Raw genomic sequence first — 25,124 nt, forward strand, 5'->3', positions numbered from 1 at the left:
CGTTCGCGATCGGATCGCCTCTCGGTATGCTGTTGGGGGTGAGGCCATTGGAGTCAGTTCACCGGCTGGGCCGTTGAAATGCTCGGGCGGTTCGTGTCAGGGCCTCCCTCCACCATTGAATGAGACGAGACGTATGGTGCGTTCCAGCCAGTTCGCCATCTCGACATCGGGGCGCGGCACGTTCGAAATCACGGATGAAATCCAGGGAGCGGTACGCGCCGCGGGCGTGGAGGATGGCCTCTGCGTCGTCTTCCTGCACCACACGAGCGCCTCGTTGATCCTCTGCGAGAACGCCGACCCCAGCGTGCGCCGGGACCTGGAAACGTTCTTCGCGAAGCTCGTCCCCGATGGCTCTCCCGACTTCCGTCACACGGCAGAGGGCCCCGACGACATGCCCGCGCACGTGCGATCGATCCTGACGCAGAACTCCCTCTCACTCCCGATCAAACGGGGCCAGTGCGACCTCGGCACCTGGCAAGGGGTCTATCTCTGGGAGCATCGCATGGATCCGCATCGACGTCGCGTGACCGTGACCGTCCTTTCCTGAGCGAATTGGCCTGGCGGGCGAACGCAAGTTGGCCGTCTATTGTCTACTAAGAGCCGGGTCGAATGCATGTTCGTGCGTGGCTTTCGACCGCGAAGAAAAGGTGAATTATGAGCATCGTGCAGAAAATGCGGGCGAAGTTGACCGAGTCGATGAAGGCCAAGGACGCGGTCCGGACGCAGTTCCTTCGCTACTGGATCGCGGGCCTGACCAAGGGCGACGGCACCGAGTTGTCCGAGACCGAATCCATCGGCAAGATGCGAGGCGTCCTCAAGGAAGCCAAGTCGGGCTCGACCACGTTCACGGCCGAAGAAATCGCCCTGCTCGAGGAGTGGGTTCCGGCCACCCTCACCGCGGAGCAGGTCGTCGCCGAGCTCGCCTCGGTGGCCGACGCCATCAAGGCCGCCCCGAAGGACGGCATGGCGATGGGTGTCGCCATGAAGGCCCTCGCCGGCAAACCGGTCGACTCGCAAGACGTCAAGACCGCCGTCGCGTCGATCCGCGGCACGGCTTGAACTCCGTCCACTTCGCCGAACACAGCCTTATCGGGTTCGTCTCCCCGCGCCTCGGGTCTTCACGACCCGAGGCAGATCTGGTATGCCTATCCCGTTCGATGCTCTCTCCATCCCCCTTCGTCCGCTCCCGGCGAGCTCCTGCCGGTTCGGGCGGCCGTCAATCAGGAAATTGCGGGACGACATCCTATAATTCTGTGGATGTGGCGTTGTCCCGATCCGTGCGGTTTCCCCGAGGTCGATGGGGTTCCTGGTCCGTCATCGTTCTTTGCGGTGAGGCATCCACAGCATGAATATGCGTATCTTGTGCAGTCTCGTCGTCGCCTTATCGGTATTCGCGATCACGCCCATCTTGCCGGCTCAACAGGAGTCGAAGGAGTCGAAGGCGGATGCAAAGAACAAAAAGGTTGAGAAGACCGATGAGGAATGGGCGAAGATCCTGACCCGTGGCCAGTTCATGGTCACGCGACAGAAGGCGACGGAACCCGCCTTCTCCGGCAAATATGTGAACAACCACGCCAAGGGTATATACCACTGCGTTTGCTGCGACGCCGACCTCTTCAACTCGAGGACGAAGTTCGAGTCGGGCACCGGCTGGCCGAGCTTCTACAAGCCGGTCGATGCCTCCGCCCTCGCAACGGAGATGGATTACAAAACCGAAGAAGAGCGCGTCGAGGTCATGTGCAGCAGGTGCGGGGCGCATCTCGGCCACGTCTTCACGGACGGCCCTCCTCCCACGGGACTTCGTTACTGCATCAACTCGCTCTCCTTGAAGTTCGTCAAGGATACGAACTCAGCCACGACCTCGAAGAAAGACGCCGCGAAAGCCAAGAGCAAGGCCAAGGCAAAGACCAAGGGCAAGCCGAGTGCTGAGCCCAAGTCGAGAACCGAGGATGACGAGGCTCCGAAGAAGGACGCTGAGGAACCAGCCACCCCTTGATTTCAGCCGGTTCCTGGAAACAGAACCGCCGACGCAAAGCGTCGGCGGGTGACCACTTGGGCTGAACACTCAGTCTCTTGACACCCGTTGGGGATCGTCACGAGCGGTTGCCTTTCGCTTCCAGCTCAGGCGAGGGTGTCGACGGGGATGTGCTGCACGTCCTCGAAGACGTAGGTGGGGCGATACGGGAAGGTCTCGATCGTCTCTCGCGTGCTGACACCCGAGAGGACCAGAATTGTGCGCATCCCGGCCTCGGTGCCGGCGAGGACGTCGGTATCCATCCGGTCGCCGACCATGAAGGATTCGGACGAGTGGGCCCCGATCTTCCGGAGGGCCGTCTTCATCATCAACGGGTTCGGCTTGCCGATGAAGTACGGTTTTCGGCCCGTTGCCAACTCGATCGGAGCCACGAGCGCCCCGCAGGCCGGCTGAATCCCCTGCTCCGAAGGGCCGGTCAGGTCCAGGTTCGTGGCGATGAACCGGGCACCACCCTGGACGAGGCGGATGGCTCGCTCGATCTTCTCGAAGTCATAGCTTCGGGTGTCACCCACGACGACGTAGTCGGGGTTGTGCTCCGTCAGCGTGTACCCGACGCTGTAGAGGGCGTGCGTCAGGCCCGCGCCGCCAATCACGTAGGCGGTGCCATTCGGCTTCTGCTGCTTGAGGAAATCGGCCGTGGCGAGCGCCGAGGTGTGGAAGGCCGACTCCTCCACCGAGATCCCCATCTGCTCGAGCTTGTAGCGGAGGTCGCGCGGGGTCCACTGGCTGTTGTTCGTCAGGAAGAGGAACGGATGCTGGCCGCTCTGGAGCCGACCGAGAAAATCCTGAGCCCCGGGGATCAGTCGATTCCCGTGGTAGATCACTCCATCCATGTCCACGATGTAGCTGGTCGGCATCGTAGGTATTCCCTCGACGGTCGCACGAGTTCGCCGCGATGCGACGAGAGCCGCACCACGTCTTAAACCGGGATTGTATCAGGTCACTTCGTTCGCTTCGACGACCCTGTCGTCGTACGGACGGTAGGTCGGGCCGGTCGCGGCGAGTGTCCCCCTGGTTGCGAACTGTTGAAGGCATTAGCATCATAGCCAGTTTCATGGAATGATCTGCGGCCTTGGCCCGCGAGTTCGTAAACCGGGAGGCGTTGGAACGTGGCACGACACTGGATCAGCTTACTCACGGTGACACTCATGGCCGGACTCGGACTCTCAGCCTCCTCTAACGCATCGGGCGCCGAGTGGGATGAGGCCAAAGCTAAGAAATTCATCGAGGAGCATGTCGCCAGGATCCAGCCGCTCGAGCACACCGCGGCCCTCGCCTGGTGGAACGCCAACATCAGCGGCAAGGACGAGGACTTCCAGGCCAAGGAGGACGCCCAGAACAAACTCGACGCGGCACTTTCCGACAAATCTCGATTCGCCGAGTTGAAGAGCCTCAAGGAAGCGACGTTCGAAGACCGTCTGATTGAGCGCCAGATCGAGGTCCTCTACCTCCAGTACCTCGAGAAGCAGGTCGATCCCGAACTCCTGAGGAAGATCACCGCCAAGGCGAATGCGGTCGAGAAGGCTTTCAACGCCTACCGAGCCCAGGTCGACGGCAAGTCCCTCACCGATAGCGAGGTGCGGAAGATCCTCAAGGAGTCGAAGGATTCGAAGCAGCGGCAGGCCGTCTGGGAAGCGAGCAAGAAGGTCGGCGCAGCCGTCGAGGCGGATCTCAAGGCCCTGGTCAAGCTCCGCAACGAAGCGGCCCACGCTCTAGACTACGCCGATTTCCACCACCTTCAGCTCAACCTCAACGAGCAGTCGCAGGCGGAAGTCCTCGCGCTCTTCAACGAGTTGGATCTGATGACCCGGCTCCCCTTCTCGAAGGCCAAGGCCGAGATCGATGAGAGGTTGGCCGATGGCCTCGGCATCAAGGTGGTCGACCTGCGTCCCTGGCACTACCAGGATCCGTTCTTCCAGGAGCCGCCGGCCGTCTACAAGACCGACCTCGACTCAGCCTACACCCAGGCGGATATCCTCAAGCTCTGCCGCGAATTCTACGCGGGGATCGGCCTACCCATCGACGACGTGATCGCCCGCAGCGACCTGTACGAGAAGCCAGGCAAGAGTCCGCACGCCTTTTGCACGGACATCGACCGGAAGGGAGACGTCCGGGTCCTCGCGAACATCGTCCCCAACGAATACTGGATGGGGACGATGCTGCACGAGCTGGGGCACTCGGTCTACAGCAGCAAGAACATCCCCCAGAGCGTGCCCTACGTCCTCCGCACCGAGTCTCACATCCTCTCCACCGAAGGCGTGGCGATGATGTTCGAGCGGTTCTCGAAGGACGCCGACTGGCTGACCTCGATGGGGGTGAAGCTGGACGACCCCAAGGCCTACGACGAGGCCGGCACTCTCATGAGGCGCAACAAGCTCCTGATCTTCTCGAGGTGGTGCCAGGTCATGCTCCGGTTCGAGAAGGAACTGTACGCCAACCCTGATCAGGACCTGAACGACCTCTGGTGGACCCTGGTCGAGTCATATCAGGGGCTCAAGCGACCCGACAATCGGAGCGCACCGGACTACGCGAGCAAGATCCACATCGTCACGGCACCGGCCTACTATCATAATTATATGATGGGGGAACTGTTCGCGGCCCAGGTCCACCACACGATCGCACGCGAGGTGCTCGACGGGGTCGCACCCAGCAAGGCCAACTACGTCGGCAAGGAGGCGGTCGGCCGGTTCATGAAGGAAAGGGTCTTCGCCCCGGGCCGGACCCTGAGCTGGGACAAGCTCACCGAGCACGCCACAGGCGAGCGGCTCAATCCCAAGGCGTTCGCCAAGGACCTCAAGGATTGATCCTTCCGCCCGCCTTGTGTAGCGTCTGGGTCATAAAGCCCCGCCTCCTTTTCATAATGGAGGGAGTCACGCGAACTACTGATGGCAGGGATGCCCCCTTCGGGTAACATCCACGCGTCATCCGGGAGGAAGGGGCTTCCTCCCGGGCCCGTCGGCTCGAGGAAGCAGATGAGCGGGAATGATCCCATCGCGGCCTGTGACCGACTCGTTCGGATCTTCGAACGCGCCCAGAACTTACAGCTTGCGGGCCGGCCTGAAGCCGAAGATACGATCCAGACCCCCCTCGTGCCGTTCGCCGTTGCGCTCCTGAGCATGCGGGTACGTCCCGCCCTCACGCCGGGATGGCTCGATAAGGACCCGGTCCATGCCGTCCTGATGGGCGCGACGAACACGGGCAAATCCACGCTGTTGAACGTCTTGCTCGGTCGCGACGCCGCGGGCATGGGGGTCCGAGCCCGGTTGAGCCAGCACCCCGAGGCCTATCGTCCGGTCTCACTCGGCGACGAGTGGCTAAATACGTTCGACTCCCGATTCCGAGCCTACCGGCGTTTCTACAACGAGCATCCGCCCCGCCAGGAGGACGACGACCTCCGGCGCAACGGATATATCCCTGCCCTGGCGGTCATCGACCCTGCTCGCATCGCCGCCGACGAGTTGGCCCCGGTCTTCTCTCAATCCGCCATCGTCTGGGACGGCCCCGATTTCTCGACGGAGGCGGCCCAGAGCTATCTTTCCGCCGTGATCGATCTAATCGGGCTGGCCGACCTCGTGGTGATGACTACCACGGACGAGGCCTACGCCGACGACCGGGGCAATTTGCTCCTGCGGATGCTGGCCGATGCCGGCATCCCTGTCGTCGTGGTGGCGAACAAGGTCCCGGAAAACTCCTCGCTGATCGACAACATCGCTCAGACGATCAAGGATCAGGGCCACCAGAAAGCTCCCCCACTCCAACTCCGCGAGGTTCGGGGCACGTCACCCGCCGAGCGGCTCAAGTCGCTCCTAGGGATGTCCCAGACGAACTCGGTCCGCGACACAATCGGCCGGGAGGTCGCTCGGGGGCGTGAGCTTAAACGCCAGGCACTTCGCAACTCGGTCCAGTTCATCGGCAAACGGTTGGAAGGGATGCTCCAACCCCTGATCGAAGAGGCCGGGGCCGCGGCGGAATGGTCCAAGGTGGTTGAAAAGGTCACGACCGAGCGAGTCCTGGAACCTTACCGGCGAGACTACCTCGAAGGGGTCAATTACGCCGAGTTCAACCGGACGCTGGTTCACCTCGTCGAGTTGCTCAGGGTGCCGGTCGTCGGCGTAGTGGTGGAGACGGCCGGCCATGTGGTCCGCGTGCCCTTGAAGCTCGTGAAGCATGGTTTCCGCAAACTGATGAAGCTGCCCACGTCGAGCGCGACGACGATCCCCGAGGAGGAGGTCCTCCGCTCGGCGATCGGTTCCCTGCTCCTGCGGCTGACGTCCGAGGCCCAGGCTCGAGCGGGCAAAGGGTCGCACGGCTCCTGGGGGCTCGTCGCCCAGAAGCTCGGCGAGCCGATCTTCAGCAAGCGTTTGTACGACATCTTCCAGCGCGACTTCCTGGAGTATCGCCAGGCGTTCGAGCAGGAAGTTCGTCGCCGGGCTGAGAACCTCTACAACAAGCTGAAGGAAGATCCCGCCCGGCTGCAAACCCTCAGAGGGGCGAACCTGCTCGCCGGTACGGCTTCCGTCGCCGTGGCTGTCAAGACGGCCGGTTTGAGCTGGTCCGACGCTGTGCTCGGCCCCGTTGTTGCGGGGCTCTGGCATAACTTGCTGGAGTGGGGACTAGGGCGTTATCTCGAGACGCTCCGGACCGACCTGGTCGCCGACCAGTATCGCGCCGTCGAGGATCTCGTCTCCAAGAGCCTGGCCGACCCGCTCAAGAAGCTCTTCGACGTCGCCGTCAGTGCGAAGGAGCTGGAGGTGGCGCTCGCGGATTTCACCCTCGTGAAAACCGAGGCGCTCCGAGTCGCAGGAGGGAGGGACGCGTGACCGACGAGAAGACGCGACGCAAGCTCGCCGCCGCCTTCGAGCGCTTCACCAAGAGGTTCCAGGAGCCCAGGGCCCTCAGCCTCTCCGAGGAAGATCGGGCCGAGCTCCAGAAGGCCCTGGATCGAGCCTATGGCCAACTCCTCGGCCCCAGCGAGCCCGTCCTCACGGTCGCTCTCGCGGGCGGGACCGGGGCCGGAAAGAGTACGCTCATCAATGCCCTCGCGGGCAAGGTAATCGCCGAGGCCAGCGAGATCCGGCCGACGACGAAACATATCAACGTCTACCACCATCAAGAAGACTCGCTCGGCACCCTCACCGATGAGCTCTCCACCGAGGCCAACTTCGTCTCGCACAACCGCGCCGAGCTCCGGCACAAGATGCTGGTCGACGCCCCCGACCTCGACAGCTTCGTCGTCCAGCATCGCACGACGACCAAGGCTCTGCTCCGGCGCTCGGGCCTCGTCCTCTACGTCTTCAGCCCCGAGCGGCATCTCGAAGAACGAACCTGGTCGGTCCTGCGGCAGGAGACCGAGTTCAGCGCCTGTGCGGCCGTCCTGAACAAGTCGGATCGGATCGGATCGGCCGAAGAGCTGGACTCGATCTCCAGGGATGTGGTCGAGAACTTCAGGGCGCTCGGCCTGCCGGATATTCGCATCTTCCGGGTCTCCTCGAGGGCCCATGTCCCCGGCGCGGACGGTGCCCTGCCCGAGTCGCATGCTGAGATCGACGAGATGCCCGCGCTTCGCTCGTTCATCGAGCACGAACTGCACGGGAGCGAGATCGCCAAGATCCTTCGTACGCAACGACAGGCGGTGATCTCTCACCTCCGGGCCGAAGTCGAGAAGATCGCCCCGGAGTCGGTCCTCACCCACCTTGAGCAACTCGGCAAGGAGGCCGAGACCCGGGCGATCAAGATTTCGAACGAGATCTCCGCGAACCTGGCCGAGATCCTCCAGACGGTCGAGGCCGAACTCGCTCCCCTTGCGACGATCCAGGGGCATCAACGGTTCTGGGGACCGTTCCGGGCCTGGCTGGCCCTGGCGGATTTCGTGAGTTTCGGGCTGGCTCGACTGCTCCGGAAGACGATGAGGAATGAGTCATCCGACTCAAACCATGGGATCGAACGCATCCTCACCAAGACGGCCTCGCCCGTCGTATCCGAGATGCTGCATAACGAGGCCCATCGCGTCCAGAGCCGGCTCTACAACCAGAACTTGCCCATCGAGCGCTGGCGACAGATCACGTCTCAGATCGATGGATCCAAGACCGTTGCCGAGATCGCGAATCAGATCGAGGTCGACTTCGACGTATCGACGACGCAGCACTCCCATCAAGGCGGCGGAATCATCTGGGCGGTGAGCAGCTTGGGGGGCGTCGTCCCGGCCGGCCTGGTCCTGGTAGGCCTGATCGTGATGACGCGTGACCTCTTCGCGGGGAATTACTCCGGACTCGCGCTGCTCTGGCACCTGGTGGCGATGTGCGTCCTGTTCTTCCTCGCCCTGCAAGGGGTCGTGGGGATCTTGCTGCCCGGCGGATCCCGCTGGATCGGCCCCTCAATCGGCCCCAAGGCCGTGAATCAGGTTATCAGGAAGACCATCACGGGTTGGATCACCGACTATCGCGACGAATTGCAGGCCGACATCGTCGACCTTCGACAGTCGATCGCCGTCATCGAGGAGGCCGCTTTGAACACGGATGGCAGGACGTTGGGCGGACAGCCTGAGGGCCCCCCGAGAAACCTGGCCGCCCCGGCACGGGCCTGACACTCATCTGGCATGAGTTGCGTTTTGCTTCCGTTCGCAACGGTTCCGAAAGTCGAGCGGCGACTAGGAAAGTCGCCTTCCGCAAATCCTGAGTCCGGGTAACGTCTCCCGGCCGGACACTTCAGTGCCGGTTTCATCGGACGTGGGGCGGCGCGGACGAGTGGTGCGGTCCGATCACGCCGAGGGCCTCGGCCCGGCGATGCGACCCGTTTCAATCCAGATGGCGCAAAGACCATGACGCTTCCCGACAGTGGGGTTGCCGCGCGACTCGAGGCTGACCGTCGAGCCCTGCTCGACCTCAGCCTGCGGAATCCGCTCTTGAACTACGTTCCCCGCTCGCGAAGTATCCTGGTCGATGGGGAATCGCCCGAGCAACTCCTGCGTCTCCTGGTCCGCGAAAACAAACGGATGTCGTTCCGCCCCGCGGCGGAAACGCCGACGAATGGCTCAAATGGCAAGCCCACCAAAGCGATCGAGGCCTCTTCTCGCACACGCTCGACCGGGAGTCGAGACGACTCCTCACTCGCGACGAACCTGACGGCCGAGGAACTCCAATCACGCCTGCTCGCGATCTACTATGCCGCGAGGACTTCGATCGAAGAACTCGGCGTAAATACCCTGTATCTAACGCTCGGCATGCTGACCTGGGCCGATCCCGACACGCCCCAGAAGGAGCTCAAGGCCCCGCTCCTGCTCATCCCCGTCGAGATCGAGCGATCCAACGCGAGGGATCGCTTTCGGATCCGCCACTCCGACGAGGAACTCGCCGTCAACCTCTCGCTGAGCGAGCGCCTTCGGACCGAGTTCGGGATCAAGATGCCAGAATGGCAGGACGGCGACGACTTCCAGATTGAAACCTTCTTCGACCATCTAGAACAGGCCATCGAGGGGCAGGAAGACTGGAATGTCGATCGCAGTCGGGTCGTCCTCGGCTTCTTCTCTTTCGGCAAGTTCCTGATGTATCGCGACATCGCCGAGGAGGCCTGGCCGGAGGGGGCTAAGCCCAGCCAGCACCCGATCCTGAGGTCCCTTCTCGCCGACGGATTCAAAGAGGAGCCCCCGACGGTCGACGAGCGAGATGACCTTGACTCCCACCTGACCCCCGAGTCGAGCTATCTCGTCCTCGACGCCGACGGCTCGCAGACTCTGGCGATCCTCGATGTCCTGAACGGCAGGAACCTGGTCATCCAGGGGCCTCCGGGGACGGGCAAGTCGCAGACGATCACGAACCTGATCGCCGAGGCCCTCGCCCGCAACAAGTCGGTCCTGTTCGTCGCCGAGAAACTCGCCGCGCTCGAGGTGGTGAAGCATCGTCTCGATAAGGCCGGGCTGGGCGATATCTGCCTGGAACTCCACAGCCACAAGACGAGCAAGAAAGCCCTGCTCGAAGACCTGAAGCGAACCCTGGAACTGGGGCGTCCCAAGCTCGGACGGATCGACGAAGATTTCCAGATCCTGGGCGAGACCCGTCAACGCCTGAATGCGTATTGCCAGGCCTTGAAAGCCCCCATCGGCGAGACCGAGGTCTCCCCCTATCAGGCGTTCGGCGAACTACTACAGCTTCGCCAGCAACCCTGGATCGACGCGCCGACCCTGGCCATCCCCAACTTCGTGGGATGGTCGCGCATCGACATGCGAAGGCGTGTCGGCCTCGTCGAGGAATTGCAGGCTCGGCTCAAATTCGTGGGCGTGCCGCATCGGCATCCGTTCTGGGGAAGCCGACGGACCCTGCTCCTCCCCGCCGAGGTGGAGAAGCTGCGCGAACTCGTCGCGACCACCCTCTCGGCGACGACGGCTCTCCAGGATGCGGGGGATCGACTCGTCAGTCGCATGGGACTTCCGCCCCTTGTCAGTCGCGCCGACGCCGAGGCCCTGGAGCGTGGAGCCCGACGTATCTCCAAGATCGCCCAGCGACAGGCCGCCGAGGTGGGACGCGAGGAGTGGTACACGCGCAGGGAGGACATCGAACGCCTCGTCGAGTCGGGTTCCACCCTCGCCGAACTGCATGAGAAGTATGACGCCACATTGCTCCCGGACGCCTGGCAAGGCGATCTGCAGGAGACGCGCAGCGATCTCAACACTTACGGCCGGAAGTGGTGGTCCTGGCTCTCGCCTCGATACCGGAGGGCCAATCGCAAGGTCGCCTCGCTCTGCAAGTCGAGTCCCCCTGCCCAATTCGACGCCAAGCTCGAACTCTTGGATGCGTTGAATACGGCCGCCCGGTCCCGTGCAGAGGTCGAACGGCTCCATCCCCTCGGGGCGCAGGTCTTCGGCCCGCGCTGGCAGGGAGAACGCTCGAAGTGGGCGACACTGGCACCGCAGGCGAAGGCGATCATCCAACTCCATGTCGATGTGCGGTCGAAACGACTCCCGTCAGGCCTGCTGGAATTCCTCGCCAGGCAGCCCGACTTTTCCCAGGTCGTCCCGCTCGTCGAGAACTTGAAGCGGGCCCTCTCGTCCCACCTGGATGCCGTTCAGCGTCTCGTCGAGTTCCTCAACTTCGACGGCAAGACCCGCTTCCAGAGCGAGATCCGCGTTGAGGACCAGCCCTGGCCCGTCCAGCGGGATCTCTTCCAACTCTGGTCGGGGCACGTCGACGAGATGCCGGCGCTCGTCGCATTCAATCACCTCGCCGAGCGATGCCGGAATGACGGCCTGGCGGAAGTCGTCGCGATCGCGGAAGCCTGGCCCGAAGCCATTCGAGATCTCGTCGCACTCTTCCGATTGCACTGGTATGAACAACTCCTGAGCCGAGCCTTCCAGGAGCGTCCCGCTCTCGCGGGGTTCGACGGCCGGGGGCATGACCACGCCATCGGCGCCTTCCAGAACCTCGACCGCCTCTACCTCCGGCACAATCGGGCTAGGCTGGCTGAGAAGCACTGGGAACGCTTGCCCAAGCACACGGGGGGCGGCCAACTCGCGATCCTGCGGCGGGAGTTCGAGAAGAAGACGAGGCACTTGCCGATTCGCCAACTGCTCGGCAAGGCGGGCAACGCCGTGAAGGCGATTAAGCCGGTCTTCCTCATGAGCCCGTTGTCGGTTGCGACGTACCTGGCTCCCGGTCAGACCACCTTCGACCTCGTGATCTTCGACGAGGCCAGCCAGGTCAAGCCGGTCGACGCCCTTGGGGCCATCCTCCGAGCCAGGCAGGTCGTGGTCGTCGGCGACAGCAAGCAGTTGCCGCCGACTGATTTCTTCGCGCGGATGAACGAGGACGACGATGCCGCCGAGGAGACCTCGGGAGACGTCGAGAGCATCCTGGGCCTTTTCACGTCCCAGGGGGCTCCCCAGCGCATGCTGCGCTGGCACTACCGCAGCCGTCATGAGTCATTGATCGCCGTCTCGAATCGTGAATTCTACGAGGATCGACTACTTGTCTTCCCGAGCCCCGACGCAAGTCGAGGGGAATCGGGCCTCGTGCTCCGCAGAACCCCTCAATCGCAGTACGACCGCGGCAAGAGTCGGACGAATCCCGCCGAAGCCGACGCCATCGTCGAGGCGGTATTCGCCCACGCCCGCAAGCAATTGACGAGGCCACCCGAGTCCAGGCTCTCGCTGGGAGTGGCGTCGTTCAGCAGGGCGCAGACCGAGGCGATCCGCGATCGGCTCGAAAGGCGTCGCAGGGAAGATTCCACTCTCGAAGACTTCTTCAGCACCAACATCAACGAGCCTTTTTTCGTCAAGAACCTTGAGAACGTCCAGGGCGACGAGCGCGACGTCATCTTCATCAGCGTGGGCTATGGGCAGACCGCCGAGGGAGAGTTGGCCCTCAACTTCGGCCCGTTGAACGATGAGGGGGGCGAGCGCCGGCTCAACGTGCTCATCACCCGTGCCCGTTTCCGATGCGAGGTCTTCACGAATCTGACGTCGAACGACATCGACCTGAAGCGGACGCGATCGCTCGGGATGCGGACGTTCAAGTCGTTCCTCGCCTACGCCGAGGGGCTTGCAGGGACGATTGCCCCTACTGACGAGGATCCGTCGGCCGACTCGTTCGTCGCCGTGGTCCGTTCCGAACTGGCAAAGCAGGGTATCGAGGTCAGAGGGCCGCTCGGATCAACCAATGCCTCACTCGAAATCGCCGTCGTGAACCCCGACGCTCCGAGCCAGTATCTCCTCGCACTCGAAACGGACGGCCTCCCCTATCAAGAGGCAACCTCAGCCCGCGACCGCGATCGGCTTCGTGCCCAGGTCCTCGAGTCGCTCGGCTGGCACCTGGCGCGAATCTGGAGTACGGACTGGGTCCGGAATCCGACGGGCGAGGTCAAGCGTATCGTCTCCCTGATCGAAGAGGCCCGTGTTGATAGGACAAAGTCCGCTCAACCTGAGCCTGTCGCCGTGACCGATCCGATTGAAGATGTGTCCGGACCTGAAACACAGGCTAGCGAGGAGAATCCGCAAACCAGTGTGATCGACCGGGTCGTCACCGATGAAGGAACCCGAAAGACCACAGCCCTCCCTTTCTATGAGATGACTACATTTGGAGCGGCGATCCAACGCCCGCTCGAATCGATGAGTCTGGATGAACTGGCCGCGTTGATCGAGCAAGTCGTCAGGACGGAGGGGCCGGTTCATATCGAAGAGGTCTTCCGCAGGATTGCGGAAGGATCTGGGGCGAAACGGCTCGGGCCGAGGGTGCACGCGTTGCTGGACTCGGCGCGAGAGCATGCCGAGGAATGTGGGAAGGTCCGACACTCAGGCGACTTCCTCTGGCCCTCTGACATGGACGTTTCGATACTCCGCGACCGCGGCGAATTACCCTCGAACGCCAGGAAGATCGAATGGATCGCGCCCGAGGAACTGGCACTCGGCATCGAGAAAGTCGTCTACGATTCGCTCGGGATCGAGGCCGAGGCTCTCCCGACGAGTGTGGCGAGGTTACTGGGCTTCTCGAGGACCAGCGAGGAGATCCGCGAGAGTGTCGAAGCCGTCGTCGATTCCCTGATCGAGAGCGGGCGCTTGACCAGGACTGGGAATCAAATCTTCCTCGCAGACGCCGCAATCGCCGAGGATTTGACGGATCAGGTTGATTCGATCGCACCGACTTCGGATCCCCTCAATCCGAGCGAGGGATGAGTCGCCTCCTCTCCGGCGAGGCGAACGAAGTCAACAAAATGCCAACAATCACACGTCTGCAAGCCCCGATTCATCTGGGAAATACTCCAGGTCCCTTGCCGCGGAAGTGCCGAACGTTCATCATCGAGGCGGCGGCTTTGACCCGGCATCGAGACTCATGAGAAGTCGATAACCCATGCTCGATCGAGGGCGGACGGCAGCACGCTACGCGGCACTTCGGTCGTCCGGCGAGGCGTTGTTGCGCCTGGCCCCAGTCGTGCGTTTCGGCGTCTTTGGGATCGGCCTTACGCTCTTCCTCGACCAGGTGAGGCCCCTGCTGACGGACACGCAATTCACCTGGGGCGAACGCCGAGTGATGGGAATCGTGGCGCTGTTCACGCTCGGCGGTTTCGGACTCGGCTCCTGGATCCTCACCCGACTCCTGAAGGCCGGGGCCGAGGCCATCGGCCTGATGGTCGACGCCGCCGAGGCCGGTTGGCGGACCGCGGACCTCATCGAGCTCCAGGTCGTGCCGGCGTTGGGACGGATCGCCAACGCCCTGGAGCGATCGGGAACGTCGCAACGCGAGTCGTCCACCAAGGCCCTGGAGCAGATTCGCCGGGCCACCACGGAGGGGCGCTGGGAGCACGCGGTGCGGCTCGCCGGGCAATTCGCTCGTGACTTCCCCGAGTCGCCCGACGCTAATCTCATCGAGCGGGAGATCGCCGAGGCCCGCTGGGCCGTGGTCGATCAACTCCAGGCCCAGCTCGAGCAAGCTCGGCGTCGCGACGATGCCGTGGCCGTGCTCGACACCCGCGATACCCTCACCCTCCACCTCCGAGGCGATGCCCTGCACGACCTCGATCGCCAGCTCACGCGTTGGGTTATCGGCCACCTCCAGCGCAAGGTCCGAGAGTCGACGCCCGTGATCGAACTCCTCGACTTGACGACGCGCGCCACCGAGACTTTCCCCGACACGAACGAAGCGACGGCCCTCGCCGAACTCCTCGCGAAACTCCGCAAAGCCGCCGGCCGTTGCATCCGATGCGGCCGCGTCAACTCGAACAAAAACGACGTCTGCCCCGCCTGCCGATCCCAAGAGGTCCCCCTCAACTCGGCCTCGACGACCCATTCAAGAGAGAAGTCATGAGCATCCGCTTGAACTGTCCCTCCTGCCGCGCGGTCTTCCTGACGAGCGAGGATAACCTGGGACACTTCGTCGACTGCCCGAAGTGTGGCGCGAAGCAACGGGTCCCTTCCAGCGTGGTTGCCAACACGTCGCCCGGGGAGGCGGGCACCGTCTTCGTCCCGGCGACGAAGGCCGGTGGGAAGGCTCGGAGACGCTCATGGATTCCCGCCCTGCTCGTCATGAGCCTGCTGGCGGCGATCGGCGTGGTTGGGGTCGTCGCCTGGCCGACCATCTTGCGTTGGTGGCGGCCGGTTCCTCCCGATCCGATCGAGGTCGTCGCCTCGGATTTCCTCCACGCGGCCATCGAGGGCAATGCGGAGAGCCTGAACAGGACCTCGGTCGTGCCCGAGCCGCCCGCGATTAGGTCTGTCCACGAGATCAAGCACCTTCGCGAGCGCGACCAGCGTTTGAAGGGTTCATTCCGTCCGATCGCGGATCTGCACCAGCGGATCGCCGCGAAGTTCGAGTACGACCCCTCGATCGGCCGGTTCAAGCCCTTGAACGCTCTCGGGGCCGCGGCGGAGACGCTCGACGTCCTGCAGGAAGCCAAGGAGAAAGGCGAGGGCGAAGCGATTGCCAAGAAGATCGAGAGCGGCGACCCTGAAGACCTGTTCAACGCCGCGGAGCAATTGAGCAAGACATTCACCAAGCTCGCCGAAGGTGCTCTCGCCCCCAAGAAGCTCTTGCCGACATATCAGCAGTTGGTGAAAGATTCCAAGCCCCCGCTCCCGGCCACGGAATTGGACCTCGCCCTGAACTATGGCAAGAACCGCGAGATGTGGGACGCACTCCTGAAACGCCCCTTCCCGACCCTCAAGTCGGACGGCCCATACCTGATGGAACGAGCCGACGTCGTCGCCCAGGTCACCGACAGCCTCGCGTCCTCGGGCGATCCCAGGACGGAATTGCACATCAGGCTCGTGAGGTTCCGGCTCGAAGGGATCGACACGTCCTGGAAAGTCGTGGCCGCTCGACGAGGGGGATTCCCGCCACAGGTCGAGGCACCCGAGCAGCCCGTCGAGGAAAAGGCCTCGGCCTCTTCCAACTCGACCTCGGGGGCTTCCGTCGAGCCGCATTGATGGACGAATTCAATGTGTGCCAATAGCGAGACGAGCACCCGGAACCGATGTCCGGGTGCTCGTCTCGTTGTCGGATGACCAAGATCTGCTCTCCTCGCTCAGAGCACGATCGACGATCGCTTCTCGGCGGCCTCTTCCATAAAAGTCTGGTTCCGCGCCACGAGCTCTTCGGGCTCGGGGAGTGAGCCCTCGAGGAGCATGGCGTTCGACCAGAGCTGGAGGGCACACATTTTGATGAACGCGTCGTTGTCTGCGTTGGCGCTGAGGAGAGAAAGGCGGCGGATCAGGGGGGCCGAGGGGTTGATCTCGAGGATTTTGCCGCTGCTGGGGAATTCCTGATTCGCCATCTTGAGGAGCCGTTGCATCTGCGAGCTGAGGGCCCCCTCGGTGTTAACGAGGCAGCAAGGGCTCTCCGTCAGACGCTTCGATTCTCGGACTTCCTTGACCCTCTCGCCGAGCGCGGTCTTGAAGAGGTCGAGGACACGCGCGATCGAGGAAGCGGGTTCCTCGGCCGGCTTCTCGGGCTCGGGGGCGTCGGTCCCGGGCAATTCGAGGTCGGCGGAATCGATCGACTTGAGCGGCTTGTCGGCGTAGCGGTCGAGGTTCGAGACCACGAACTCGTCGATCGGGTCGGACAGGAAGAGGACCTCGATTCCCCGTCGCCGGAAGATCTCGAGGTTCGGGCTCTTCTTGATCGCCGCGAGGTCCGGGCCGCCCAGGTAGTAGATCTCTTTCTGGTCGGGGAGCGCCCGCTTGAGGTAGTCGTCGAGCGAGGTCGGGCTGGACTCATCCGCCTGCGAGGACGTGAAGCGGAGGAGCTTCGCGACACGCTCGCGGTTGGGGAAGTCGGTTGGGACCCCTTCCTTAATGATCTGGCCGAACTGCTTGTAGAAGGTCATGTACTCTTCGGGGTTGTCCTCGCCGAGCTTCTGGAGCTTATCGAGGACGCCCTTGACGAGCACGTTCTTGATGCGACGGATGACCGAGTTGTCCTGGAGCGTCTCGCGAGAGACGTTCAGGGGCAGGTCCTCCGAGTCGACGACGCCGTAGAGGAAACGAAGGTAATCCGGCAGGAGGTCCCGGCAGTCGCTCTGCACGAGGATACGCTTGGCGCAAAGGCTGATGCCGTGCTCGGTCTTGCCCATGCCCATCAGTTCGTAGTTGGTGGGCGGGCAGTAGAGGATCGTCCGGAACTGGATCGGCGAGTCCCCTGCCATGTGCAGGTGCCAGAGCGGCGACTCGTTGGAGTGGTGCGTCAGGTGCTGGTAGAACTGGCGGTACTGTTCCTCGGTCACCTGGCTCTTGGGCTCGACCCAGATCGGCTTCTGGGCGTTGACGACCTCGCCGTCGACCCGGATCGGGTGCGGGACGAAGCTCGAGTACTTGCGGATGATGTCCTTGAGCCGCCAGTCCTCGGCCATGTCGAGGACGTCATCCTTGAGGTGCAGGATGATCTGGGTCCCACGCTCTAACCCCTCGGCGGGCGTGACCCGATACGTTCCGGAGCCGTCCGACTCCCACTCCCAGCCTTCGTTGCTCTGGTAGCTCCTGGTCCGGACCCGGACGCGGTCGGACAGCATGAACGCCGAATAGAAGCCGACGCCGAACTGTCCGATCAAAGAGACATCGCCCTTCTTCTCTCGCGTGGCCAGATTCTTGAGGAACTCGAGCGAGCCGCTGTGGGCGATCGTGCCGAGGTTGCTGATCAACTCCTCGTGAGTCATCCCGATGCCGTTGTCGCGGATGATGAGTTCCTTGGCATCCTTGTCCCCCTTGATCTCGATCTCGAGGGGCTTATCGTCCCGATGGGCTTCCTCGGTCAGCGACACGAATCGCATCTTGTCGAGCGCATCGGATGCGTTCGAGATCAGCTCTCTGATCGCGATTTCCTTGCTCTGGTAGAGCGAGTGCGCGAGCAGGTGTAGGAGCTGCTTAATTTCGGCTTGAAACGAGTATTCTTGCGTGTCGGCAGCGGCAGACATCGGCATACCTCGTGAGTTCTGAGTCGTCCGCAATCAGAGGCCTTGGCTCGATGATCGGCGACACAGGGAATAAGCGATCATGCAACGATACCGAAGTCCCTTCATTGGGCCTTCCATAGCCTCTGGCAATCGTGCAACCGCCGCGCCAACGCAGGAGATTTGAACTAAGTTCCTTAGTAGGTTGGTTTTATGGTATGTCTTGTCTCGGGTTGTGGAAGGATTTGGCAGAATCGCAGTCGAATTAAATCGGGATGACTGACAAAATGGCAGTCTTCTCTTCTTAAAGTTATCCGATCGTCCAGATATGTCCGATAGCAACGAGTTCAGTCAGAGTTGCAGGAAGTTTGCTCGTAAGATTTCGACGGGACAATATTTATTTCAATAAACGAGATCAACAAAAGAGTTGGTGAGCGGATTTTGAGGGCGAGACGCGGTCAATAAATCCCGGGCTTAAGGCGGCAGGTTTGGCGACAGTACGCCGCATATTCCTCTCCGAAATGCTTCAGCGATAGGGCTTACTCCGAGCGAATTCGTGCGACGAGGGGTATCAGCAGCAAACCGACGATAATGAGGCCGCCCCCCGAGCGAAACGCGAATGCCCACCCCAACGAATTGATGAGGAACCCCAGGTAACTCGGATTGGGAATCCAACGGTAGATGGTCCGTGACCAGGGTATGCCCTTCCTGGATGGCGACCAGTCCGGTGAATCGCCGATCAAGGGCGAAGACGGGCCAGATCCGAACGATCCCACCGATCGCGAACAGGGCAACGCCGGCTCAGCTCATCGCATCCCCATCGAGAATCCAGAAACCTTTGCGCTCGAAAAAGGGGGGAGGAAGGCGAGCAACACGCCAAGTACCCCGAAGGCGGATAGGACCCATCGGTTGCCGCGATCTTCCTCCTTTCCAGGGTTCAGATTGCCCGGCATCAGCTGTGAGACGCCCATAAAGAGGCAGGTGACTATGGCGATCGAGATTCGCGCCAGGTGTACAAAGAACGCCGCGAATCCGCCCGAGGCAAGGATAGAGATTCCCAGGAAAACGAAGGTCGTCTCGGCCGAGATGCAGCCCAGGAGAGATTTGAATCTCATCAATGCCTCGGGTTTGTAGCCCTCGAAGGAGTCAAGTCGCGAGCCGTCCACGAGTCGACAAGTCATTTACACAAGGGCTTGTGACGGCATCGCGGCTTGTCGAAGATCGAGGACGCGTTGCGTCGACACTGAACTCCAGCATTGGATGGAGACGATGATGTTTGTGTGTTGCATTTTTCGTCAGTATGTTATCATGCGTAGGCAAATCCCGGGGTTCGCTCGCTGATGAGCTTGGACGTCTATCCTGTCGCGCGGTTTCATAGCATTCGAGCTCTCATTCTCCACGGGGCCGATCATGTCGCTGGTCTTCCTCTGCCCCCAGTGCGGCAAGCAATTCGAGGTCGCCACGGAACTCGGCGGCAAGCGGGGAAAATGCAAAGATTGCGGCTCGTTGTTCCGGATTCCCAAAGCCGAAGCCGCCCCGACCTACAGTTCCCCGACTCCAGACCCCTACAAGCTCAGCAAGCCCGCGCCCTCCCCTCCCACGACCAGGCCAACCTCCGCCAATCCGCCGTCTCCCTATGAGAAGCCGCAGCCACGCTCATTCAAAGCCGCCTACAACGAACCGCCGCAAGAGGCTCGAATTCCCACCCCTGCCAGTGTATCCAGTCCGGTCGTGGTCGATCCTTATGGGCTCGATGAACCTGCCACCCAGAGACCGTCGTATGATGACGACTCATATGACCAGGGCTATGACGAACCCGTTTCTCCAATCCCGAGACGGAAGAAACGCTCTTCAACCGGATTTTTCAGTAAGGGAAAGGCCAAGTCGTCCGCGTCGGGGAGCCACAATAGGTCGGGCCTGGGGCTCTCCATCGGTGGCATCGCCTCGGTTCTGGTGACCCTGGTCGGCTTCGCGATGAAGAAAGGCTTCACGTTCGGGATCGGGAGCCTCTTCGGGATCCTCAGTTACTCGGATATGGAGCGGACCCTCGAAAAGTACGTGGACCAGACCAACCGAATGGCCACGACCTTGCAAACGGTTCACGATCCCGGCACCGCGCACGAGGCCGGGCCGAAGGTCGCCGCGATCCTTCGCGAGCAGATCGACCTGCTGAGGGGCCTGAAGGACAAGAAAGTTCGGAAGTCGTCGAGCGATTCCTTGAGCCAGAAGTACAAACCCAAGCAAGAAGCGGCCGTCAACGAACTCGTCGCCCAGTTGAGGCGAATCAGCTTGATCCCGGGCGCGATGCCACCGCTCCTGAGTTTCATCCAAACGCCGCTAGACGAACTTGGTAGCCTCGAGACCGAGTTGGGTGCACCGTCCGGCTCGTCGCCACAGCCCCATTTCGGACCCATGTTCGGCGGCCAGAGACAGTGGACCATGCATGGGCCGTCGGGACCCATGCCGCCCACTCCGATCATGGCCGGGCCCGGTCCCCAGCCGATGTTCAATACCCCGCCGATGCCGCCTCCATCACCGCCTCAATTCGGTCGGCCGATGGGACCGCGGTTCGGGCCGCGAATGCATTGAGATCCCCGATGCAGAGGCTTGCGGAGGCCCCATCATCCTTACGGCGACGCGGGCCTCAGTTGCGGTTCCAACGGCGCGGGGGTTCGGACTCGAAACGGCCCGAGGGGGGGCTGAATTTGATGCCGACCTGCCAGAGCATGTCCGGTTGATGCTTCGCCAGCAGGTATTTCATGACGACCTCGTCCGAGGGGGGCATCCCTGGATCCTGGAAGACGACGCAGAGGCGAACTTCCGGGCGATGCGTCCTGGCGTCCCAGACCTCGATGAGTCCGTGTGGTCGTCGAGGGATGCGATAGTATTTCTCGCCGTTCTTGACGGTGACACAATCGAACCGGCAGAACTCGTCGAACTCCTTGGGCTCGACGACGTCTCGCACGAGTTCGGCCGCGACGAGCTCGGGGACGCCGGTCTGATAGGCGGCGGCGTCGAGCTTCATCGGCTCAGTCTCGGAGGTAGGCTGAGGCTGGCTCTTGCCCTCGATGACCCGGAAGATCTCCCACTCGACGAGCTTGGCGTAACCGGCCCGAAGCGCCGGGCTGGAGATCACCATCTGCGGGAATCCGCCGGCGATCCGGACGACCTCGTGCGAGAAGGCGTTGGCCTCGCGCTGGAGCTTGGCCATCCAGAAACGAGGGGTCTCCGCGCGGTCGCTCTCGGAGTAGCGGAACGGTCGCGGGCCGACGTCGGGGATGACGAATTCCGTCTCATCTCCCTCTCGCTTCAGGGCCCTCAGGACGTCGTCGTAAGTGGCGTCGCCCTGGGTGAAACGCTCGGCGGCCTCCGTCTGCCCCTGGCTTTTGACGCGGACGCGCCGGTTCGACGGCCTCGCGTGGAAGATCACTTCCCTGGCGCGGGGATCGACTTCGCTCCGCTGGTCGGAGACGTCAATTTCCCAACGGAGATAGCCGGTGCGAATCATGGGTGATGACTAACGCGTGGAGCGATCGCGACAATCTCGGTTTGCAGAGATGTCTTGGATCATCGATGAATGACGAACCCGAGCGCGATCGCCCCTCAGCCTCCCTGGATGGCGGGGACGATCAGGATTTCGGGTGCCGTGGCGTCGAAGGCCCGAATGGGCCTGGTCTGGCCGGGTCCGTCGAGGCGAAATGCAAGCCGACCCGCCGTGAAGTTCTCTTCGAAGGCCGTGGCGGCCTCGGTCACCGTCTCGGGACGATTCTTATCCCACTCGGCGAGGCACAAATCCCCATAGCCGGTTTTGAGCAATCGCAGCTTGGCCATGCGAGGTTCCCTCCGTCGGAGTTCCTGAAGGATGCCCACTCGAAAGGAGACTGTCTCTGGAGTCGAGGAAAACTCGCCCTCGATTGAACGAGCCACCTCGAGCGATCGAGACGACTCATTTTAGTCCAATCGGGGCGGTTGGGCTAGCGCTATGCACGCTTCAGGCACTTGGATGGAAGAATCGCCGATACCATGTCAGGAGTTTTTCCACGCCAGGACGGTAAGGAAAGACCTGGGGGCGGAACCCGCCCGCCCTTCGTCCGAGGATCGCCTGCGGGGTCGTGAATTCTCGGAGGCCGGCGATGCCGTGGATCCGACCGAAGCCGCTGGCTTTTGTCCCGCCGAAAGGCGCGGAGGCGTTGCCGGAGGGGGTCACCACATCGTTGAATGTAACCTGGCCAGCCTCGAGGTGTTGTGCCACACCCCGGAGCCGTCGCCAGTTCTTCCCCCATACGCTGGCTGCCAATCCGAAGGCACTGGCATTGGCCGCATGGATGGCGGAATTCACGTCCGGCATGCCGCGGATCAGGACGACGGGACCGAACACGCCTTCGAGTATGGGTTCAACGCCATCAATGGTCGATGTCAGCACGGTCGGGGCGTAGAACGAGCCTTCACCCGGCAGGGATTCGCCGCCGCAAACGAGGGTCGCACCGACTTCGATGGCTCGCCCGATCCTCTGGTGGAAACGATCCCTGGCCATTCTGGAGATCATCGGGCCGAGGTCGACCACGTCGATGCTCGGGTTGCCGACCCTCAGCGAACGAGCGATACCGGCGACCTTCTCGACCCAGGGGGCGGGGTCGCCGACGACGTAAATCCGCTTCACCGCGACGCACGTCTGCCCTGTCCCGACGAAGGCTCCCCAGGCCAGGGCGCGAGCCGTCGATTCGAGCGGGGCGTCATCCAGAACAATGGCCGGGTCGAAGCCGGAGAGTTCCGCGATGGCCGGGATCCCCCGGCCCGCGAGGGTCTGCAAGACGTGTCGACCGCTCTCCAGGCCACCGGTGAAGACGCCCTTTTGGATATTGGCGTCGGTCAGGGCTTTGCCGACCTCGGCGCCGCCATATACGGCCGACACGAGCCCTTCGGGGAAGCCGGCACGATCCATGGCGGCCTGGAGGCGTTGGCCGCACCTGAGGGCCAATTCCGAGGGCTTCCAGACGACCCCGTTTCCAGCCGCCAGGGCCTGAGCGATCGCCGGGGCGTTCAAGAAGAACGGATAATTCCAGGTCCCGATGATGCCGATGACGCCGAGCGGTCGGTGGCCCAGCCTTCCGCCGGAGATCAACAAGGCCCGCTGCCAACCGGCTCCGAACCATTCTTCCCTCAGGGCGATATGGCCCTTCTTGACGGTCCATCGGATGCCGTCGAGGCCCATCATCACTTCGCCCAGGGTCTCGCTCCGAGGCTTGCCAATTTCGTCGCGGATGAGGTCGGCCCAGCCGTCGGCATCGCTCGAGAGGATCGCCCAGAGGTTTCGCAGAACGGCTTTGCGTTCGGGCCAGCTCTTGCGGCTCCATTCGACCTGGGCTCTCTTCGAGCGTTCAACGGCCTCATGCACGTCGTCCGGGCTGGTCGTCGAGACCTGTCCGACGACCTGGCCAGTGGCGGGGTGGAAGACATCCAGGGTCCCTGGCCCGTGTTGTTGATCCGCATCGGCTTCCAAGTTGCGATCCCTGTCTATGGTCGTCGAGGCGAGATCCAGGTCGGCACGTTACTTAGCCTTGCCTTGGGTTGTTCGGGGAGTGCCATAGCTCGTCCCGCGCCAGTCGACCTGCCCGGTCAGGCACATACGGATCGCTCGGACGAGGATCCATTCGATGACGACGTTGGCCACCGGATACCACTTCATCGCCTTCGAGTTGGGCACCGACATCCGATAAACCTGCTGCAGTACAAAGTAGTTGAGGATGTGGTGTACCACGGCCAGGCCGCCGAGGATCAGCACGAATCGGTCATGCTTTCCGAACAGCAGCAGAATCAGCGTGGCGAGGAGGGCCAGGTGCCCAGTCTGGCTGAAGACGATCGGGTCGAGGAGACGCCCGATCAGGCGGATGGGGCTGCGTCCAAGGGCATCGTAGAGGATCCGGCTCCAGCCCCGGACGATCCCGTCAAGCGATGAATACATTCGCGTCGATCCGATCCCTCGGGCGACGGCGACGCGGATCGGCCTGCGGACCGACTTCATCTGCTTGGCGAAGTAGATGTCCTCGACGAAGCGGTCGCGGACAGATCGGTGGCCGCCGGCGGCTCGATACGCCTCGCGCGAGACGAGGATGTACTGCCCGTTCGCGAAGGCGAGCCGATCCTTGTCGTTGTTGACCCGGAAGAGCGGGAACGACTGCATCAGGACGATCCCGGCGAGCGGCTGGATGAGCTCTTCCCAGAAGGTCTCGCAGCGCAGCTCGAGGATGAGGCTCGACATCTCCGCCCGTTTCAGGCGCGTGTATTCCATCACGATGTCGAGGTTCTCGGGGCTATGGTGCGTGTCGCAGTCGAGGAACCAGTACCATTCGCCATTGGCCTGATCCGCCGCGGTCTGGAGGGCATGGGTCTTCCCCGTCCATCCCGGCGGCAGGTCGGTGATCGACAGCAGGCGGACCCGAGAGTCCTTCGCGGCGAACTCGTTGGCGATCTCGGCCGTCCGGTCGGTGCTGCGGTCGTCGATGACGATGATTTCGAGGTTGCTGTAGGTTTGGGCGCAGACCGAGGCTAGGCAATCGGCGATCGCCGCCTCCTCATTCCTGGCCGGGATCATGACGGTCACGATGGGCGGACGTGTCCCGGTAAACCGCGGCGACAGGGTCGTCAGGACGTCGATTCTTTGGAACGCATACCAGAGGACAAGCTGCCGAATCGGCCAGATGGCGACGATGACCCCATAGACCCAGAGGATCGTCAACTCGGTACTCGTCATAATTTGGGCTCATCCGCAACGGGCATGGGGGATTCGAAATCGTCGAGTTCGTGAGACCTGGGAATGGCCAGGCAACCGAGGGCCAGGGCCGCCATCCAGAAAGGTAGGACCGAGTCGACGGTCGGTCGAACGGTCCAGCCGAAAACGAGGCCGAGAGGGATGGTCAGTGATGCTACCAAAGCCGAGCCGACATGGGACCAATAAAAACGCTTTGATCTGTGGAAAGGGTCGCGCAAAGCGGACCGGGCTCCCCCGAACCGACGTACGAAGAAGCTCGACACGATCAGGACGAGGAGTGCCCCTAGCATCAGTTGCCTGTTATGCGAGCTCGTCCTCCAGGCGGCGACCTGGTCTCGCCAGCGCAAGATCGGGCCGCTCACGGCGATCCCCGCCGCGATGCCGATCAGGACGTTGAGCACCGCCTGCCGGGTCTTCTCCAGGCATTTCCTGGAGGCGTCGTCGAGTTGAACCATC

The 25,124-nt window shown here is 62.5% G+C and carries 17 protein-coding genes and 1 pseudogene; 10 read left to right on the top strand and 8 right to left on the bottom strand.

The features are described 5' to 3' along the window. Nucleotides 1–133 precede the first annotated feature (133 nt). From ACOYYX_RS29790 to msrB, 3 genes are all read left to right on the top strand, one after another. Complete coding sequence (locus ACOYYX_RS29790; RefSeq protein ID WP_422926339.1) at nucleotides 134–547, top strand: secondary thiamine-phosphate synthase enzyme YjbQ; 414 nt, start codon at nucleotides 134–136, stop codon at nucleotides 545–547. A gap of 107 nt (nucleotides 548–654) precedes the next feature. Further along, nucleotides 655–1,059 carry a GatB/YqeY domain-containing protein gene (locus ACOYYX_RS29795; RefSeq protein WP_422926340.1) on the top strand — a complete coding sequence of 135 codons (405 nt, stop codon included), beginning with the start codon at nucleotides 655–657 and terminating at the stop codon, nucleotides 1,057–1,059. Between the two features lie 286 nt (nucleotides 1,060–1,345). Further along, the gene (gene msrB, locus ACOYYX_RS29800) at nucleotides 1,346–1,996 is read left to right on the top strand and encodes a peptide-methionine (R)-S-oxide reductase MsrB (protein ID WP_422926341.1); all 651 of its coding nucleotides are present in this window, start codon (nucleotides 1,346–1,348) and stop codon (nucleotides 1,994–1,996) included. A 125-nt stretch (nucleotides 1,997–2,121) separates the two neighbouring features. On the opposite strand, the gene ACOYYX_RS29805 is transcribed toward msrB, so the two are convergent. Next, nucleotides 2,122–2,892: an HAD-IIA family hydrolase gene (locus tag ACOYYX_RS29805; protein ID WP_422926342.1), complete on the bottom strand. Its 771-nt coding sequence runs from the start codon at nucleotides 2,890–2,892 to the stop codon at nucleotides 2,122–2,124. A gap of 252 nt (nucleotides 2,893–3,144) precedes the next feature. Between ACOYYX_RS29805 and ACOYYX_RS29810 the strand changes: the two genes are divergently transcribed. The 6 genes from ACOYYX_RS29810 (at nucleotide 3,145) to ACOYYX_RS29835 (ending at nucleotide 15,941) form a co-directional block, all read left to right on the top strand. After that, on the top strand, nucleotides 3,145–4,839 hold the full coding sequence (locus ACOYYX_RS29810; RefSeq protein ID WP_422926343.1) for a M2 family metallopeptidase: 1,695 nt from the start codon (nucleotides 3,145–3,147) through the stop codon (nucleotides 4,837–4,839). Between the two features lie 168 nt (nucleotides 4,840–5,007). Then, a complete protein-coding gene (locus tag ACOYYX_RS29815; protein ID WP_422926344.1) occupies nucleotides 5,008–6,855 on the top strand; it encodes a hypothetical protein in 1,848 nt (615 codons plus the stop codon). Continuing rightward, nucleotides 6,852–8,618, top strand: coding sequence for a GTPase (locus tag ACOYYX_RS29820; protein ID WP_422926345.1), 1,767 nt, complete (start codon nucleotides 6,852–6,854; stop codon nucleotides 8,616–8,618). The genes ACOYYX_RS29815 and ACOYYX_RS29820 overlap by 4 nt, the downstream gene beginning before the upstream one ends. A 234-nt stretch (nucleotides 8,619–8,852) precedes the next feature. Further along, nucleotides 8,853–13,694, top strand: coding sequence for a DUF3320 domain-containing protein (locus ACOYYX_RS29825; protein ID WP_422926346.1), 4,842 nt, complete (start codon nucleotides 8,853–8,855; stop codon nucleotides 13,692–13,694). 175 nt (nucleotides 13,695–13,869) lie between these two features. Then, the gene (locus ACOYYX_RS29830; RefSeq protein WP_422926347.1) at nucleotides 13,870–14,823 is read left to right on the top strand and encodes a hypothetical protein; all 954 of its coding nucleotides are present in this window, start codon (nucleotides 13,870–13,872) and stop codon (nucleotides 14,821–14,823) included. Then, on the top strand, nucleotides 14,820–15,941 hold the full coding sequence (locus ACOYYX_RS29835; RefSeq protein WP_422926348.1) for a hypothetical protein: 1,122 nt from the start codon (nucleotides 14,820–14,822) through the stop codon (nucleotides 15,939–15,941). Before ACOYYX_RS29830 ends, ACOYYX_RS29835 begins: the two co-directional genes overlap by 4 nt. Nucleotides 15,942–16,039: 98 nt before the next feature. Here ACOYYX_RS29835 and htpG read toward each other — a convergent pair whose 3' ends face one another. Beyond that, nucleotides 16,040–17,923, bottom strand: a complete 1,884-nt coding sequence (htpG, locus tag ACOYYX_RS29840) for a molecular chaperone HtpG (RefSeq protein ID WP_422926349.1) — start codon at nucleotides 17,921–17,923, stop codon at nucleotides 16,040–16,042. Nucleotides 17,924–18,357: 434 nt separating this feature from the next. Next, a pseudogene (locus ACOYYX_RS29845) lies at nucleotides 18,358–19,014 on the bottom strand (methyltransferase family protein). Nucleotides 19,015–19,309: 295 nt separating this feature from the next. Here ACOYYX_RS29845 and ACOYYX_RS29850 point away from each other — a divergent pair. Further along, the gene (locus ACOYYX_RS29850) at nucleotides 19,310–20,488 is read left to right on the top strand and encodes a hypothetical protein (protein ID WP_422926350.1); all 1,179 of its coding nucleotides are present in this window, start codon (nucleotides 19,310–19,312) and stop codon (nucleotides 20,486–20,488) included. Nucleotides 20,489–20,543: 55 nt separating this feature from the next. On the opposite strand, the gene ACOYYX_RS29855 is transcribed toward ACOYYX_RS29850, so the two are convergent. The 5 genes from ACOYYX_RS29855 to ACOYYX_RS29875 form a co-directional block, all read right to left on the bottom strand. Continuing rightward, entirely contained in the window at nucleotides 20,544–21,407 is an 864-nt protein-coding gene (locus ACOYYX_RS29855) for a hypothetical protein (protein ID WP_422926351.1), read from the bottom strand. A 95-nt stretch (nucleotides 21,408–21,502) separates the two neighbouring features. Next, nucleotides 21,503–21,730, bottom strand: coding sequence for a hypothetical protein (locus tag ACOYYX_RS29860; RefSeq protein WP_422926352.1), 228 nt, complete (start codon nucleotides 21,728–21,730; stop codon nucleotides 21,503–21,505). Nucleotides 21,731–21,890: 160 nt separating this feature from the next. Continuing rightward, a complete protein-coding gene (locus tag ACOYYX_RS29865; RefSeq protein WP_422926353.1) occupies nucleotides 21,891–23,399 on the bottom strand; it encodes an aldehyde dehydrogenase family protein in 1,509 nt (502 codons plus the stop codon). A 48-nt stretch (nucleotides 23,400–23,447) separates the two neighbouring features. Beyond that, a complete protein-coding gene (locus ACOYYX_RS29870) occupies nucleotides 23,448–24,650 on the bottom strand; it encodes a glycosyltransferase (protein ID WP_422926354.1) in 1,203 nt (400 codons plus the stop codon). Beyond that, entirely contained in the window at nucleotides 24,647–25,123 is a 477-nt protein-coding gene (locus ACOYYX_RS29875; RefSeq protein ID WP_422926355.1) for a hypothetical protein, read from the bottom strand. Before ACOYYX_RS29875 ends, ACOYYX_RS29870 begins: the two co-directional genes overlap by 4 nt. Nucleotide 25,124: the final 1 nt, after the last annotated feature.

The organism is Singulisphaera chitinilytica (assembly GCF_049331405.1).
Classification (GTDB): domain Bacteria; phylum Planctomycetota; class Planctomycetia; order Isosphaerales; family Isosphaeraceae; genus PoT.